Consider the following 14,275-nt stretch of genomic DNA (forward strand, 5'->3'; position numbering starts at 1 on the left):
CACGGAGATGGTGATGCCGGGCGACAACATCGCCATGGAAGTGCACCTGATCGTGCCGATCGCGATGGAAGAGAAGCTGCGCTTCGCCATCCGTGAAGGTGGCCGCACCGTCGGCGCCGGCGTCGTCGCAAGCATCATCGCGTAACGCGTTTTCGTGAGGGCGTAGGCCCTGCCGGGCCTTCGCCCTTTCACGTCACGAGGAAGAAAAGACCATGAACGGTCAGAACATCCGAATCCGCCTCAAGGCGTTCGACCACCGCATTCTCGACGCTTCGACGCGCGAGATCGTGTCGACCGCGAAGAGGACGGGCGCTCAGGTCCGCGGCCCCATCCCGCTGCCCACGCTCATCGAGAAGTTCACGGTCAACCGCTCGCCCCACATCGACAAGAAGTCGCGCGAGCAGTTCGAAATGCGGACCCACAAGCGGGTTCTCGACATCGTCGACCCGACCCCGCAGACGGTCGATGCCCTCATGAAGCTCGATCTCGCCGCCGGCGTCGACGTCGAAATCAAGCTCTAAGATTTTTGTTCAGCCGGGTCCTCTGTCTCCCGCGTAATGGCGGGATGGACATGACCCCAAAGGAAGGTATGCACCGATGCGTTCCGGTGTGATTGCACAGAAAGTCGGGATGACCCGCATCTTCACCGATGCCGGCGAACATATCCCGGTCACCGTGCTGAAGCTCGATAACTGCCAGGTCGTCGCTCATCGCACGATCGAGAAGAACGGCTATGTCGCCGTGCAGCTCGGGACGGGCTTGGCCAAGGTCAAGAATGTCTCGAAGGCTGAGCGCGGCCATTTCGCCGTCGCCAAGGTCGAGCCCAAGCGCAAGGTCGTCGAGTTCCGCGTCAGCGATGACGCGCTGATCCCGGTCGGCGCCGAGCTCACCGCCGACCACTTCGTCGTCGGCCAGTTCGTCGATGTCAGCGGCACCACCACCGGTAAGGGTTTCGCCGGCGGCATGAAGCGCTGGAACTTCGGCGGTCTGCGTGCCACGCACGGCGTCTCGGTCTCGCATCGCTCGATCGGTTCGACCGGTGGCCGTCAGGACCCTGGCAAGACCTTCAAGAACAAGAAGATGCCCGGCCACCTCGGTGCCGAGCGCGTCACCACGCAGAACCTGCGCGTCGTCCAGACGGATGCCGAGCGCGGCCTGATTCTGGTCGAGGGCGCCGTCCCCGGCGTTGCCGGCGGCTGGATCCATGTCCGTGACGCCATCAAGCGCCCGCTCCCCAAGGATGCGCCGCTGCCTGGCAAGTTCAAAGCCGCCGGTGAGGCGACTGCAGAGGCTCCTGCGGCCCAGGCTGAGGAGAACGCGTGATGAAGCTCGATATCACCACCCTTGAAGGTGGCTCGGCCGGTTCGGTCGAGCTGTCGGATGCGATCTTCGGCCTCGAGCCGCGCGCCGACATCCTCGCCCGCATGGTGCGCTACCAGCTCGCCAAGCGTCGCGCCGGCACGCACAAGTCGAAGGGCCGGTCGGAAGTCGACCGCACCCGCAAGAAGATCTACAAGCAGAAGGGCACCGGTGGCGCCCGTCACGGCGCAGCCTCCGCTCCGCAGTTCCGCGGCGGCGGCAAGGCCTTCGGTCCGATCGTGCGCGACCACGCCCACGACCTGCCCAAGAAGGTCCGCGCGCTGGCTCTGCGTCATGCGCTCTCGGCCAAGGCCAAGGACGCCGGCCTCATCATCATCGATGATGCCAAGCTGTCCGAGCCCAAGACCAAGGTGCTGCTGGGTCACTTCGGCAAGCTGGACCTGTCCAGCGCGCTGGTGATCGGCGGCGCGGAGATCGACACCAATTTCGGCCTGGCCGCCCGCTCGATCCCGAATGTCGACGTGCTGCCGGTTCAGGGCATCAACGTCTATGACATCCTGCGTCGCGACAAGCTCGTCCTGACGCGCGCGGCTGTCGATGCGCTGGAGGCGCGCTTCAAATGAGCCAGTCCGCCAAGAACCTGGACCCGCGCCACTACGACGTCATCCGTGGCCCGGTGATCACCGAAAAGGCGACCATGCTCTCCGAGCATAACAAGGTCGTCTTCAAGGTCGCCAAGACGGCAACGAAGCCGCAGATCAAGGCGGCGATCGAGAAGCTGTTCGATGTCAAGGTGAAGAGCGTCAACACGCTCGTCACCGAAGGCAAGATGAAGGTCTTCCGGGGCCGGCTCGGCCAGCGCTCGGATGTCAAGAAGGCGGTCGTGACCCTCGAGGAAGGTCACTCCATCGACGTGACCACGGGCCTGTAAGGAAAGATCGTCATCATGGCTTTGAAAAGCTTCAAGCCGATCACGCCGAGCCTTCGCCAGCTCGTGATCGTCGACCGCAGCGAGCTCTACAAGGGCAAGCCGCTCAAGGTGCTGACCGAGGGCAAGTCGTCCTCCGGCGGCCGCAACAATCTCGGCCGTATCACCGTCCGCTTCCGCGGCGGTGGACACAAGCGCACCCTGCGCCTGATCGACTTCAAGCGTCGCGGCAAGGACGGCATCCCGGCCGTCGTCGAGCGCCTGGAATATGATCCGAACCGCACGGCGTTCATCGCCCTGATCAAGTATCAGGACGGCGAGCGGGCCTATATCCTGGCTCCGCAGCGCCTGGCCGTGGGCGACACCGTCGTCTCCGGCCCGTCGGTTGACGTGAAGCCCGGCAACGCGGCCCCGATGGGCACGCTGCCGATCGGCACGATCGTCCACAATGTCGAGCTGAAGATCGGCAAGGGTGGCGCGCTGGCTCGTTCGGCCGGCAACTACGCCCAGATCGTCGGTCGCGACCAGGGCTACGTCATCGTCCGCCTGAACTCGGGCGAGCAGCGCCTGATCAGCGGTCTGTGCTATGCTACCGTGGGCGCGGTCTCGAACCCCGACCACATGAACACGAACGATGGCAAGGCGGGTCGCTCGCGCTGGCTCGGCCGTCGTCCGCATAACCGCGGCGTCTCGATGAACCCGGTCGACCATCCCCATGGCGGCGGCGAAGGCCGCACCTCGGGTGGCCGTCATCCGGTCACGCCCTGGGGTCTGCCGACCAAGGGCAAGAAGACCCGCTCGAACAAGCGGACCGATACGTTCATCGTGTCGAGCCGTCACGCCCGCAAGAAGAAGAACTGAGGTCCGTCATGGCGCGTTCGCTTTGGAAAGGTCCGTTTGTCGACGGATACCTTCTGAAAAAGGCCGAGGTCGCCCGCACGGCGAGCCGGCAGGAAGTCATCAAGATCTGGAGCCGTCGCTCCACGATCCTGCCGCAGTTCGTCGGTCTGACGTTCGGCGTCTACAACGGCCACAAGCATGTGCCGGTTGCCGTGTCCGAGGAGATGGTGGGCCACAAGTTCGGCGAGTTCTCGCCGACGCGCACCTTCCACGGCCACGCCGCCGACAAGAAGGCGAAGAGGAAGTAAGCCATGGGAAAAGCATCAGCACCCCGTGCGCTGCCTGAGAACGAAGCCGTTGCGGTCGCCCGCAACCTTCGCGTCTCGCCGCAGAAGCTCAACCTCGTCGCCCAGCTCATCCGGGGCAAGAAGGTCGCCACGGCGCTCGCCGATCTCGAGTTCTCGCGCAAGCGGATCTCGCTCGACGTGCGCAAGTGCCTCCAGAGCGCGATCGCCAACGCCGAGAACAACCATGATCTCGACGTCGACGATCTCGTCGTGGCCCAGGCCTTCGTCGGCAAGGCGCTCGTGATGAAGCGCTTCCACGCCCGCGCCCGCGGCCGTGGCGCCCGCATCATGAAGCCGTTCGCGAACATCACGATCGTGGTGCGCGAAGTCCAGGCTGCGAAGGCCTGAGGAGAGAACGATGGGTCAGAAAATCAATCCGATCGGGCTTCGCCTCGGCATCAACCGGACCTGGGATTCCCGCTGGTTCGCGCAGAAGGGCGAGTACGGCAAGCTGCTCCATGAGGATATGGCGATCCGCGCCGCCCTGATGAAGCTGCTGAAGCAGGCCGCGATCTCCAAGATCATCATCGAGCGCCCGCACAAGAAGTGCCGCGTCACCATCCACTCGGCTCGCCCGGGCGTGGTGATCGGCAAGAAGGGCGCCGATATCGAGAAGCTGCGCAAGACGGTGATGAAGCTCACCAAGGCCGATGTGACCATCAACATCGTCGAGGTGCGCAAGCCCGAGATCGACGCGACGCTCGTCGCCGACTCGATCGCGCAGCAGCTCGAGCGCCGCGTCGCGTTCCGCCGCGCCATGAAGCGGGCCGTCCAGTCGGCCATGCGTCTCGGCGCCGAGGGCATCCGCATCAACTGCTCGGGCCGTCTCGGCGGGGCTGAGATCGCGCGCCTGGAATGGTATCGCGAAGGTCGCGTTCCGCTGCACACGCTGCGCGCCGATGTGGATTATGGTGTCGGCACCGCCTTCACCACCTACGGCACGTGCGGCATCAAGGTCTGGATCTTCAAGGGCGAGATCCTGGAACATGACCCGATGGCCCAGGACAAGCGTCTCTCGGACGAAGGCGGCCGCTCTGGTGAGCGTCGCGAGCGTCGCGAGCAGGCTGCGTAAGGCTGATCGAGAAGAGCCATGTTGCAACCGAAAAGAACCAAGTTTCGCAAGCAGTTCAAGGGACGCATCTCCGGCGTTGCCAAGGGCGGCACGGAGCTCAACTTCGGCCAGTTCGGCCTGAAGGCCCAGGCTCCCGAGCGCATCACTGCCCGGCAGATCGAGGCGGCCCGCCGCGCGATCACCCGCGCGATGAAGCGCGCCGGCCGCGTCTGGATCCGCGTGTTCCCGGACGTTCCGGTGTCGAAGAAGCCGACCGAAGTCCGCATGGGCAAGGGCAAGGGCGCGCCTGAATTCTGGGCAGCCAAGGTCAAGCCGGGCCGGATCATGTTCGAGCTCGACGGCGTGCCCGAGGATATCGCTCGCGAGGCCCTGCGCCTCGGAGCGGCCAAGCTGCCGATCAAGACGCGCTTCATCCAGCGCATCGCCGAGTGAGGGAGGACGAGATGAAAGCTTCGCAACGCCTGTCCGACCTGAAGGCCATGAGCGTGGACCTGCTCCAGGACGAACTCCTGAAGCTCAAGAAGGAGCAGTTCAACCTGCGCTTTCAGAAGGCCACCGGCCAGCTCGAGAACACCGCCCGCGTGACCGAAGTCCGCAAGGACATCGCCCGCATCAAGACGCTGCAGCGGTCCAAGACCGCGGCAGTGAGCGCCTGAGGAGTTAGACAATGCCGAAGCGCGTGCTGCAGGGCGTCGTCGTCAGCGACAAGCAGAACAAAACTGTTGTGGTCAAGGTCGAGCGGCGCTATACGCACCCTCTCCTCAAGAAGACGGTTCGCCGTACCAAAAACTATCACGCCCATGATGAGGCGCAGGTGGTCAAGGTCGGTGACACGGTCTGGATCGAGGAGTCCAAGCCCATTTCCAAGCTGAAAAGCTGGGTTTTGCTCGACAGCGCTCCCAAGGCGTGAGTCAACGTGCTTCCCGCGCCCGATTCGATCGGGCGTCGGAAAGCAGGGCAAGGTAGAAAGTCGGGCATGTTACGCCGCAAGAGTGGGCGCCACTTTTGCGGATCGTGCTTTGTTTTGAGGCCAGGGGGCGATCGACCCCCGTCAGTCGTAGTCCCGGAGGCACTGATGCTTTCGGGAAACCGCGCTGATACACACTGGAAGGATCAAGGCCATGATCCAGGTGCAGACGAATCTCGAGGTCGCGGATAACTCCGGCGCCCGTCGCGTGATGTGCATCAAGGTTCTCGGCGGGTCGAAGCGGCGCTATGCCCGCATTGGCGACATCATCGTCGTTTCGATCAAGGAAGCCATTCCGCGCGGTCGCGTGAAGAAGGGCGACGTCATGAAGGCGGTCGTCGTTCGCACCGCCAAGGACGTCAAGCGCGCCGACGGCTCGGTGATCCGCTTCGACCGCAATGCGGCCGTGCTGATCAACAACCAGAAAGAGCCTGTCGGCACCCGTATCTTCGGACCGGTTCCGCGCGAGCTGCGCGCCAAGAACCACATGAAGATCATCTCGCTTGCGCCAGAGGTGCTGTGATGGCTGCGAAGATCAAGAAGGGCGACAAGGTCGTCGTGCTGGCTGGCCGCGACAAGGGCAAGGCCGGCGAAGTGCTCCAGGTCCTGCCGAAGGATGCCCGCGCCGTGGTGCGTGGCGTCAACCTCGTCAAGAAGCACACCAAGGCTTCGGCTCAGTCCGAGGGCGGCATCATCTCCAAGGAAGCCACCATCGACCTGTCGAACCTCGCCGTGGCCGATCCGAAGGATGGCAAGCCGACCCGTGTCGGCTTCAAGGTCCTGGATGATGGCCGCAAGGTCCGTTTCGCCAAGCGTTCGGGGGATCTGATCGATGGCTGAGAATCTGCAGGCGGCCCTGACGCCGCGCATGAAGAAGCATTATGACGAGGTCGTTCGCCCGGCGATGATCGCCGAGTTCGGCTACAAGAACGTCATGGAAGTCCCGACGATCGACAAGATCGTCATCAACATGGGCGTCGGTGAAGCGACTGCCGACCGCAAGAAGGTCGACAACGCTGCTGGCGACCTCGCCCTGATCGCCGGTCAGAAGCCGGTCATCACCAAGTCCCGTCTCGCCATCGCCGGCTTCAAGCTGCGCGAGAACATGGCGGTCGGCTGCAAGGTCACGCTGCGCAAGACCAAGATGTTCGAGTTCGTCGACCGGCTCGTCACCATCGCCCTGCCGCGCGTGCGAGACTTCCGGGGCCTGAACCCGAAGTCGTTCGACGGGCGCGGCAATTTCGCGCTCGGGATCAAGGAGCACATCGTGTTCCCCGAGATCAACTACGACAAGGTCGACCAGGTCTGGGGCATGGACGTGATCGTCTGCACGACTGCGAAGTCGGACGACGAGGCACGCGCTCTGCTCAAGCACTTCAACTTCCCGTTCCGGCAGTGAACCTAAGCGTTCATACGCGGAAACCAGGAGAGATCGATGGCTAAGAAAAGCTCCGTCGAGAACAACAACCACCGCAAGGCCCTCGTGAAGAAATTCGCGGGTCGGCGCGCGCGGCTTCTCGCGATCGCTAACGACGAAAGCCAGTCCATGGACGAGCGTTTCCTCGCTCGCCTCAAGCTGGCCGAACTGCCGCGCAACTCGGCTCCGACCCGGGTGCGCAACCGCTGCGAGGTGACGGGCCGTCCGCGCGCGTTCTATCGCAAGCTGAAGATGTCGCGCGTTGCGTTGCGCGAGCTTGGCAACAAGGGGCTGGTTCCCGGCCTCGTCAAGTCGAGCTGGTGAGGAGTACGCAACATGGCGATCATTGATCCGCTTGGAGATATGCTGACCCGCATCCGCAATGCGCAGATGCGTCGCAAGTCGCGCGTTTCGACCCCTGGTTCGAAGCTCCGGGCCCGCGTGCTCGACGTGCTTCAGTCCGAGGGCTACATCCGCGGCTACACCCAGACCGAGTTCGGCAATGGCCGGACGGAGTTCGACATCGAGCTGAAGTACCACGAGGGTCTGCCGGTCATCCGGTCGATCTCGCGGGTGTCGAAGCCCGGCCGCCGCGTCTATTCTTCGGTGGAGACGATGCCGCGCGTGGCCGATGGCCTGGGCGTGACGATCATCTCGACCCCGAAGGGTGTGATGCCCGATCATCTTGCCCGCGAGCAGAACGTGGGCGGCGAAGTGCTTTGCAAGGTCTTCTGACCTTCCGCGCCGCTCGTTTTCAGGAGAAATCCAATGTCTCGTATCGGTAAGAAGCCTGTTCCGGTCCCCGCTGGCGTCACCGCCAACGTCGCCGGCCAGCTCGTCAAGATCAAGGGCGCGAAGGGGGAACTCTCCTTCACCGTGCCCGACGACGTTTCGGTCGTCATGGAGAACGGTGCGATCGCGGTTCAGCCGCGTTCGCAGAGCAAGCGCGCTCGCTCGCTCTGGGGCACCTCGCGCGCCCGTATCAACAACCTCGTGGTCGGCACCACTGCCGGCTTCGAGAAGAAGCTCGAGATCAACGGCGTCGGCTACAAGGCCGCCGTCGCTGGCAAGGTGCTGAAGCTGTCGCTGGGCTACAGCCACGACATCGACTACGAAATCCCGGCTGGTGTCGCGATCACGACGCCGAAGCCGACCGAGATCGTGATCACCGGCATCGACAAGCAGGTGGTCGGCCAGACCGCTGCGGAGATCCGCGAGTACCGTGGGCCCGAGCCTTACAAGGGCAAGGGCGTCAAGTACGCCGGCGAATTCATCTTCCGCAAGGAAGGGAAGAAGAAGTAAGCGCCATGAGCAAGCAGACCGAAAACACTGCGCGCCGCAAGGCCCGCGTTCGCCGCGCGATCAAGGCTGTTGCCAATGGCCGCGCCCGCCTGTCGGTGCACCGCACCGGCAAGCAGATCTATGCCCAGGTCATCGACGACGCGAAGGGGGTCACCCTCGCTTCGGCCTCGACCCTGGACAAGGACATCCGCGCCAACATCAAGTCGGGCGCGAATGTCGAGGCGGCTTCGACGATCGGCAAGCTCATCGCAGAGCGCGCCGCCAAGGCTGGCGTGAAGGACGTGGTCTTCGACCGCGGTTCCTACATGTATCATGGCCGCGTCAAGGCGCTGGCGGAAGCAGCCCGCGAAGGCGGCCTGAACTTCTGATTTCGACCAACCCGGTTTTCCTTCCTCGACGCCGAAAGGCGCCGGGGCAGGGGCCGGGAACTATCTTTTGAAGAGACGTCGTTCCATCAGGAACGCTCGAGCGAGCAGTGCCGGACGATGATCCGGTCGCTGCGCAAGTAAGAGGAAAGAACATGGCGAGAGAGCCGCGTGACCGTCAGGATCGCGAAGAGCGCGATTCCGAATTCGTGGACCGTCTGGTCCACATCAACCGCGTCGCCAAGGTGGTGAAGGGCGGGCGTCGCTTCGGCTTCGCCGCGCTTGTCGTCGTCGGCGACCAGAAGGGCCGCGTCGGCTTCGGCCACGGCAAGGCCCGTGAAGTTCCCGAGGCCATCCGCAAGGCGACGGAAGCCGCCAAGCGCGGTCTGGTCCGCATTCCGCTGCGCGAGGGCCGCACCCTGCATCATGACGTCGCTGGCCGCCATGGCGCCGGCAAGGTCGTGCTGCGCGCGGCTCCGGCCGGTACCGGCATCATCGCCGGTGGTCCGATGCGCGCCGTCTTCGAGGCGGTCGGCATGCAGGACGTTGTGTCGAAGTCGCTCGGCTCGTCGAACCCGTACAACCTGGTTCGCGCCACCTTCGATGCGCTGAAGAACGAGGACAGCCCGCGCGGTGTCGCCGCGCGCCGCAACCTCAAGGTCTCTGCCCTGCAGACCCGCCGCCGCGATGCCGGCGCGGATGCTGCGGCCGAAGCGTGAGGGCTCGATCATGGCAAAAGCTGAAAAGACCGTCGTCGTCGAGCAGATCGGTTCCCCGATCCGCCGCGAGGCGTCGCAGCGCCAGACCCTGATCGGTCTCGGCCTCAACAAGATTCGCCGGCAGTCGACCCTGGTCGATACGCCGTCCGTGCGGGGCATGATCGACAAGGTCAAGCACCTCGTGCGCGTCGTCGACGCGAAGTGAGGGGTATCGTTCGATGAAACTCAACGACATCCGTGACAACGAAGGCGCGCACAAGTCGCGCATCCGCGTCGGCCGGGGCATTGGCTCGGGCAAGGGCAAGACCGGTGGCCGTGGCGTCAAGGGTCAGAAGGCCCGCGCCGGCGTGGCGGTGAAGGGCTTCGAAGGCGGCCAGATGCCGCTGTATCGTCGCCTGCCGAAGCGCGGCTTCAACAACCTGTTCGCCAAGGACCTGAACGAGGTGAACATCGGCCGCATCCAGCAGGCGGTGGAAGCCGGCAAGCTGGACGCCAAGGGCGCGATCACGATCGAGGCGCTCGTCGCCGCCGGCGTGATCACCCGCCAGGCCAAGGACGGCGTGAAGATCCTCGGCGTGGGCGAGCTCAAGACGAAGCTCGCCTTCGAGGTTGCCGGCGCGTCGAAGTCGGCCGTCGAGGCGATCGAGAAGGCCGGCGGTTCTGTGAAGATCCTGGCGGCTGCCGCTTCACAGGCGTGAGCCGAACGCTTACATGACGACTCGCGAACGGCGGCCGGGCCAGAAGCCCAGGCCGCCGTTCGACTGTCTGACGACCGAATGACGACATCACCCAAGGACCAGACGCATGGCATCGGCGGCTGAACAGCTTGCTTCAAACCTGAATTTCGGAGCGTTCGCGAAGGCGGACGAGCTGAAGAAGCGCATCTGGTTCACGCTCGGAGCGCTGATCATCTACCGGCTGGGAACCTATATCCCGCTGCCGGGCATGAACCCCGACGCGGTCGCCGACCTGTTCAAGCAGTCGCAGTCGGGCGTGCTGGGCCTGTTCAACATGTTCTCGGGCGGCGCCGTCGGCCGGCTTGCGATCTTCGCGCTGGCGATCATGCCGTACATCTCGGCCTCGATCATCATCCAGCTCCTCTCGAGTGTCATCCCGACGTTCGAGGCGCTGAAGAAGGAAGGCGAGCAGGGTCGCAAGATCCTGAACCAGTACACGCGCTATCTGACGCTCGTGCTGGCCGTGTTCCAGGCCTATGGCATCGGCGTGGGTCTTCAGGGTTCGGGTAACCTGGTGCTCGAACCCGGCCCGTTCTTCCTGCTCTCGACCACGATCACCCTGGTCGGCGGCACGATGTTCCTGCTCTGGCTGGGTGAGCAGATCACCAGCCGCGGCATCGGCAACGGCACCTCGATGATCATCTTCGCGGGCATCATCGCCGAGTTCCCGTCGCAACTTGCGCAGACCCTCGAGCTCGGCCGCCAGGGCGCGATCTCGACCGGCCTGCTGCTGCTGATCCTGGTCATGGCAGTCTGCGTCATCGCCTTCTGCGTGTTCATGGAGCGCGCCCAGCGCCGGCTCCTGATCAACTATCCCAAGCGCCAGGTCGGCAACCGGATGTATGAGGGGCAGACCTCGTTCCTGCCGCTGAAGCTCAACACGGCCGGCGTCATTCCGCCGATCTTCGCTTCCTCGCTGCTGCTGCTGCCGACGACGATCGCGAGCTTCTCGCAGGCTTCGGGCGGCACGGGCGTGCTGTCGACGATTGCGACCTATCTGGCCCATGGCCGGCCGCTGTTCATGATCCTCTACGCGGCGCTGATCATCTTCTTCTGCTTCTTCTACACCGCGATCGTGTTCAACCCGGTCGAGACGGCGGACAACCTCAAGAAGCATGGCGGCTTCATGCCGGGCATCCGGCCGGGCGAGCGCACCGCCGAGCATATCGACCGGGTGCTGACGCGCATCACCGTGCTCGGCGCCGGCTATTTGACTATCGTCTGCCTTATCCCCGAGTTCATGATCACCTATGCCCAGATTCCGATCATCCTGCTCGGCGGCACCTCGCTGCTGATCGTGGTGACGACGACGATGGATACCGTGGCACAAGTCCACGGACATTTGCTGGCCCATCAGTATGAGGGGCTGGTGAAGAAAGCGAAGCTGCGAGGAGCGAAACGCTGATGCGACTGATCTTCCTGGGGCCGCCGGGGGCGGGTAAGGGCACTCAGGCTACGCGCATCGTCGCGAAGCATGGCATTCCGCAGCTTTCGACCGGCGACATGTTGCGCGCCGCCGTTGCTGCCGGCACGCCGATCGGCGTCAAGGCCAAGGCGGTCATGGATGCGGGCGGGCTGGTCTCGGACGAGATCGTCATCGGCATCGTCGCCGACCGCATCGAGGAGCCGGACGCGAAGAAGGGCTTCATCCTGGACGGCTTCCCGCGCACGCTGGCGCAGGCCGAGGCGCTGGACAAGATGCTCGCTTCCAAGGGCCTGAAGCTCGACACCGTGCTCGAGCTCAAGGTCGACCAGGCCAAGCTCGTCGACCGGATCATCAAGCGCGCCGAAGAGGCGAGGGCGGCCGGCCAGCCGGTCCGCAAGGACGACGATCCGGAGGTCTTCAAGACCAGGCTCGAAGCCTATAACCGCGATACCGCGGTGGTCGCGCCCTACTATGCGGCGCGGGGCCAGGTGATCGATATCGACGGCATGCAGCCGATCGACGTCGTTACGGCAGCAATCGAGAAGGCTCTGGCGGGACACTGATTTCCGCCTTGGCACGATTCTTGGTCGCGGCGGGTTGACTCGTCGCGGCCAAGCGACTAACGACCCCACTTCCGGTTTCATGCGAGCGATGCCGTTACCTTCGCGAGAAGGGGCGACGTCGCATTCCCGCATGGGACGGATTCAACGCTTCGCAGAGGCCGGCCTCCACCGGCGCGAGGGCATCCGATAACCGCCGGTGCGCCAATGGGTGCAGTCGGCCGACATGGAGAGACGATCATGGCTCGTATCGCGGGCGTCAACATTCCGACCAACAAGCGCGTCGTCATCGGCCTGCAGTACATCCACGGCATTGGCGCGGCCAAGGCCAAGGAAATCTGCGAGAAGGTCGGCATCGTCGACGAGCGTCGCGTCAATCAGCTGACCGACGCCGAGGTTCTGCAGATCCGCGAGACCATCGACCGCGACTATCTCGTCGAGGGCGATCTGCGTCGCGAAGTCTCGATGAACATCAAGCGCCTGATGGATCTCGGCTGCTATCGCGGCCTGCGTCATCGCCGCTCGCTGCCGGTCCGCGGCCAGCGCACGCACACCAACGCCCGCACCCGCAAGGGCAAGGCGAAGCCGATCGCCGGCAAGAAGAAGTGATTTCGGCGGGCCGGTTCTCCGGCCCGCTGCTTTGCGCCGCCTGACCCCGCAGGGGCGGGCGGCATCCCCAGCGCCTGGCATCACGGGCGCGTCTGAAGGACAAGAGAGAAGACTATGGCCAAGGAAGCCCAGCGCGTTCGCCGTCGCGAACGCAAGAACATCGTCTCCGGCGTCGCCCATGTGAACGCCTCGTTCAACAACACCATGATCACCATCACCGACGCGCAGGGCAACACGATCTCGTGGTCGTCGGCCGGCACGATGGGCTTCAAGGGCTCGCGCAAGTCGACCCCCTACGCCGCCCAGGTCGCTGCCGAGGATGCCGCCCGCAAGGCCGCCGAGCACGGCATGCGCACACTCGAAGTCGAAGTCACCGGCCCGGGTTCGGGTCGTGAGTCGGCTCTGCGCGCCCTGCAGGCCGCCGGCTTCACCGTGACCTCGATCCGCGACGTGACGCCGATCCCGCATAACGGCTGCCGTCCGCGCAAGCGCCGTCGCGTCTGACGCTGCCTGACCTTCGAGGCGCCCGCACCGGCGGGCGCCTGTCCGGGGCGGCCCGCCGCCGCCATAGAATTCAAGCACGAGGAGTGCGGTCGTGATCAGCAAGAACTGGCAGGATCTGTCAAAGCCCAACAAGCTCGAAGTCAAGGTCGGCGACGACCCGAAGCGTCAGGCGACCGTCATCGCCCGTCCGCTGGAGCGTGGCTTCGGCATGACGCTCGGCAATGCGCTGCGTCGCGTGCTGCTTTCCTCGCTCCAGGGCGCGGCCGTGACCGCCGTCCAGATCGACGGCGTGCTGCATGAATTCTCGTCGATCCCGGGCGTCCGCGAGGACGTCACCGACATCGTCCTCAACATCAAGGCCATCGCGGTCAAGATGCAGGGCGAGGGTCCGAAGCGCATGACCCTGCGCAAGACCGGCCCGGGCATCGTCACCGCCGGCGACATCAACACCATCGGCGACGTCTCGATCCTGAACCCCGACCTCGTGCTGTGCACGCTGGACGAGGGCTCCGAGATCCGCATGGAGTTCACGGTCAACACCGGCAAGGGCTATGTCCCGTCCGAGCAGAACCGTCCGGAAGATGCGCCGATCGGCCTGATCCCGGTCGACAGCCTGTATTCGCCGGTCAAGAAGGTGTCGTACCGCGTCGAGAACACCCGCGAGGGCCAGAATCTCGATCGCGACATGCTGACGCTGAACATCGAGACCAACGGTTCGGTGACCCCTGAGGACGCGCTGGCGCTGGCCGCCCGCATCCTGCAGGACCAGCTCGCGGTGTTCATCACCTTCGAGGAGCCGCGCAAGGAAGAGGCCGTCTCGACCGCGCCGCAGCTGCCCTTCAACCCGGCGCTGCTCAAGAAGGTCGACGAGCTCGAGCTTTCGGTGCGTTCGGCGAACTGCCTGAAGAACGACAACATCGTCTACATCGGCGACCTGATCCAGAAGTCGGAGGGCGAGATGCTGCGCACCCCGAACTTCGGCCGCAAGTCGCTGAACGAGATCAAGGAAGTGCTCGCCACCATGGGCCTCCATCTCGGCATGGACGTCACCGGCTGGCCGCCGGAGAACATCGAAGAGCTGGCGAAGCGCTTTGAAGAGCACTACTGAGCAACACGGCGCAGGCATCCGCCTGCGCCTTTCGGCCCGCCGCATGAGCGTCGG

The 14,275-nt window shown here is 64.5% G+C and carries 27 protein-coding genes; all 27 read left to right on the top strand.

Annotation, left to right across the window (positions count from 1 at the left end):
- Positions 1–145, top strand: a 145-nt coding sequence (locus tag VGN82_RS10580) for an EF-Tu C-terminal domain-related protein (protein ID WP_465247922.1), incomplete at its 5' end; no start/stop codon positions are given.
- A gap of 67 nt (positions 146–212) precedes the next feature.
- The gene (gene rpsJ / locus VGN82_RS10585; RefSeq protein ID WP_043237115.1) at positions 213–521 is read left to right on the top strand and encodes a 30S ribosomal protein S10; all 309 of its coding nucleotides are present in this window, start codon (positions 213–215) and stop codon (positions 519–521) included.
- Positions 522–597: 76 nt separating this feature from the next.
- Positions 598–1,323 (top strand): 50S ribosomal protein L3, encoded by a 726-nt coding sequence (gene rplC / locus VGN82_RS10590; protein ID WP_327526988.1) that lies wholly within the window; start codon positions 598–600, stop codon positions 1,321–1,323.
- Positions 1,323–1,943 (top strand): 50S ribosomal protein L4, encoded by a 621-nt coding sequence (gene rplD, locus VGN82_RS10595; RefSeq protein WP_327526989.1) that lies wholly within the window; start codon positions 1,323–1,325, stop codon positions 1,941–1,943. Before rplC ends, rplD begins: the two co-directional genes overlap by 1 nt.
- Complete coding sequence (locus VGN82_RS10600) at positions 1,940–2,251, top strand: 50S ribosomal protein L23 (protein ID WP_327526990.1); 312 nt, start codon at positions 1,940–1,942, stop codon at positions 2,249–2,251. The genes rplD and VGN82_RS10600 overlap by 4 nt, the downstream gene beginning before the upstream one ends.
- Before the next feature lie 15 nt (positions 2,252–2,266).
- Positions 2,267–3,109: a 50S ribosomal protein L2 gene (gene rplB, locus VGN82_RS10605; protein ID WP_327526991.1), complete on the top strand. Its 843-nt coding sequence runs from the start codon at positions 2,267–2,269 to the stop codon at positions 3,107–3,109.
- A gap of 8 nt (positions 3,110–3,117) precedes the next feature.
- Entirely contained in the window at positions 3,118–3,396 is a 279-nt protein-coding gene (gene rpsS, locus VGN82_RS10610; RefSeq protein WP_327526992.1) for a 30S ribosomal protein S19, read from the top strand.
- A 3-nt stretch (positions 3,397–3,399) separates the two neighbouring features.
- Complete coding sequence (gene rplV / locus VGN82_RS10615) at positions 3,400–3,783, top strand: 50S ribosomal protein L22 (RefSeq protein ID WP_327526993.1); 384 nt, start codon at positions 3,400–3,402, stop codon at positions 3,781–3,783.
- A gap of 10 nt (positions 3,784–3,793) precedes the next feature.
- Positions 3,794–4,507, top strand: a complete 714-nt coding sequence (gene rpsC, locus VGN82_RS10620; protein WP_327526994.1) for a 30S ribosomal protein S3 — start codon at positions 3,794–3,796, stop codon at positions 4,505–4,507.
- An 18-nt stretch (positions 4,508–4,525) separates the two neighbouring features.
- Positions 4,526–4,939, top strand: coding sequence for a 50S ribosomal protein L16 (rplP, locus tag VGN82_RS10625; protein WP_327526995.1), 414 nt, complete (start codon positions 4,526–4,528; stop codon positions 4,937–4,939).
- Between the two features lie 11 nt (positions 4,940–4,950).
- Positions 4,951–5,163 (top strand): 50S ribosomal protein L29, encoded by a 213-nt coding sequence (rpmC, locus tag VGN82_RS10630; protein ID WP_327526996.1) that lies wholly within the window; start codon positions 4,951–4,953, stop codon positions 5,161–5,163.
- 11 nt (positions 5,164–5,174) lie between these two features.
- On the top strand, positions 5,175–5,417 hold the full coding sequence (gene rpsQ / locus VGN82_RS10635) for a 30S ribosomal protein S17 (protein WP_327526997.1): 243 nt from the start codon (positions 5,175–5,177) through the stop codon (positions 5,415–5,417).
- Between the two features lie 211 nt (positions 5,418–5,628).
- On the top strand, positions 5,629–5,997 hold the full coding sequence (rplN, locus tag VGN82_RS10640; protein WP_054144259.1) for a 50S ribosomal protein L14: 369 nt from the start codon (positions 5,629–5,631) through the stop codon (positions 5,995–5,997).
- A complete protein-coding gene (rplX, locus tag VGN82_RS10645; RefSeq protein ID WP_043237098.1) occupies positions 5,997–6,314 on the top strand; it encodes a 50S ribosomal protein L24 in 318 nt (105 codons plus the stop codon). Before rplN ends, rplX begins: the two co-directional genes overlap by 1 nt.
- Entirely contained in the window at positions 6,307–6,873 is a 567-nt protein-coding gene (gene rplE / locus VGN82_RS10650; protein ID WP_327526998.1) for a 50S ribosomal protein L5, read from the top strand. Before rplX ends, rplE begins: the two co-directional genes overlap by 8 nt.
- A 36-nt stretch (positions 6,874–6,909) precedes the next feature.
- Positions 6,910–7,215: a 30S ribosomal protein S14 gene (gene rpsN, locus VGN82_RS10655; RefSeq protein ID WP_327526999.1), complete on the top strand. Its 306-nt coding sequence runs from the start codon at positions 6,910–6,912 to the stop codon at positions 7,213–7,215.
- 12 nt (positions 7,216–7,227) lie between these two features.
- Positions 7,228–7,626, top strand: coding sequence for a 30S ribosomal protein S8 (rpsH, locus tag VGN82_RS10660; RefSeq protein WP_068181809.1), 399 nt, complete (start codon positions 7,228–7,230; stop codon positions 7,624–7,626).
- Positions 7,627–7,659: 33 nt separating this feature from the next.
- Positions 7,660–8,193 (top strand): 50S ribosomal protein L6, encoded by a 534-nt coding sequence (gene rplF, locus VGN82_RS10665; protein WP_327527000.1) that lies wholly within the window; start codon positions 7,660–7,662, stop codon positions 8,191–8,193.
- Between the two features lie 5 nt (positions 8,194–8,198).
- Positions 8,199–8,561, top strand: coding sequence for a 50S ribosomal protein L18 (gene rplR, locus VGN82_RS10670; RefSeq protein WP_327527001.1), 363 nt, complete (start codon positions 8,199–8,201; stop codon positions 8,559–8,561).
- 152 nt (positions 8,562–8,713) lie between these two features.
- A complete protein-coding gene (rpsE, locus tag VGN82_RS10675) occupies positions 8,714–9,277 on the top strand; it encodes a 30S ribosomal protein S5 (protein WP_327527002.1) in 564 nt (187 codons plus the stop codon).
- A 10-nt stretch (positions 9,278–9,287) separates the two neighbouring features.
- Positions 9,288–9,482 carry a 50S ribosomal protein L30 gene (gene rpmD, locus VGN82_RS10680; RefSeq protein WP_327527003.1) on the top strand — a complete coding sequence of 65 codons (195 nt, stop codon included), beginning with the start codon at positions 9,288–9,290 and terminating at the stop codon, positions 9,480–9,482.
- A 13-nt stretch (positions 9,483–9,495) separates the two neighbouring features.
- Positions 9,496–9,975, top strand: coding sequence for a 50S ribosomal protein L15 (gene rplO / locus VGN82_RS10685; protein ID WP_327527004.1), 480 nt, complete (start codon positions 9,496–9,498; stop codon positions 9,973–9,975).
- A 106-nt stretch (positions 9,976–10,081) separates the two neighbouring features.
- Positions 10,082–11,419 carry a preprotein translocase subunit SecY gene (gene secY / locus VGN82_RS10690; RefSeq protein WP_327527005.1) on the top strand — a complete coding sequence of 446 codons (1,338 nt, stop codon included), beginning with the start codon at positions 10,082–10,084 and terminating at the stop codon, positions 11,417–11,419.
- Entirely contained in the window at positions 11,419–12,003 is a 585-nt protein-coding gene (locus VGN82_RS10695; protein ID WP_327527006.1) for an adenylate kinase, read from the top strand. Before secY ends, VGN82_RS10695 begins: the two co-directional genes overlap by 1 nt.
- A gap of 237 nt (positions 12,004–12,240) precedes the next feature.
- The gene (gene rpsM / locus VGN82_RS10700; protein WP_327527007.1) at positions 12,241–12,609 is read left to right on the top strand and encodes a 30S ribosomal protein S13; all 369 of its coding nucleotides are present in this window, start codon (positions 12,241–12,243) and stop codon (positions 12,607–12,609) included.
- Positions 12,610–12,723: 114 nt separating this feature from the next.
- Positions 12,724–13,113 (top strand): 30S ribosomal protein S11, encoded by a 390-nt coding sequence (gene rpsK / locus VGN82_RS10705; RefSeq protein ID WP_043237079.1) that lies wholly within the window; start codon positions 12,724–12,726, stop codon positions 13,111–13,113.
- Between the two features lie 91 nt (positions 13,114–13,204).
- The gene (locus tag VGN82_RS10710; RefSeq protein ID WP_327527008.1) at positions 13,205–14,221 is read left to right on the top strand and encodes a DNA-directed RNA polymerase subunit alpha; all 1,017 of its coding nucleotides are present in this window, start codon (positions 13,205–13,207) and stop codon (positions 14,219–14,221) included.
- The last annotated feature ends 54 nt before the right edge of the window (positions 14,222–14,275 follow it).

It is taken from the genome of Allobosea sp., assembly GCF_035999205.1.
Lineage (GTDB): Bacteria > Pseudomonadota > Alphaproteobacteria > Rhizobiales > Beijerinckiaceae > Allobosea.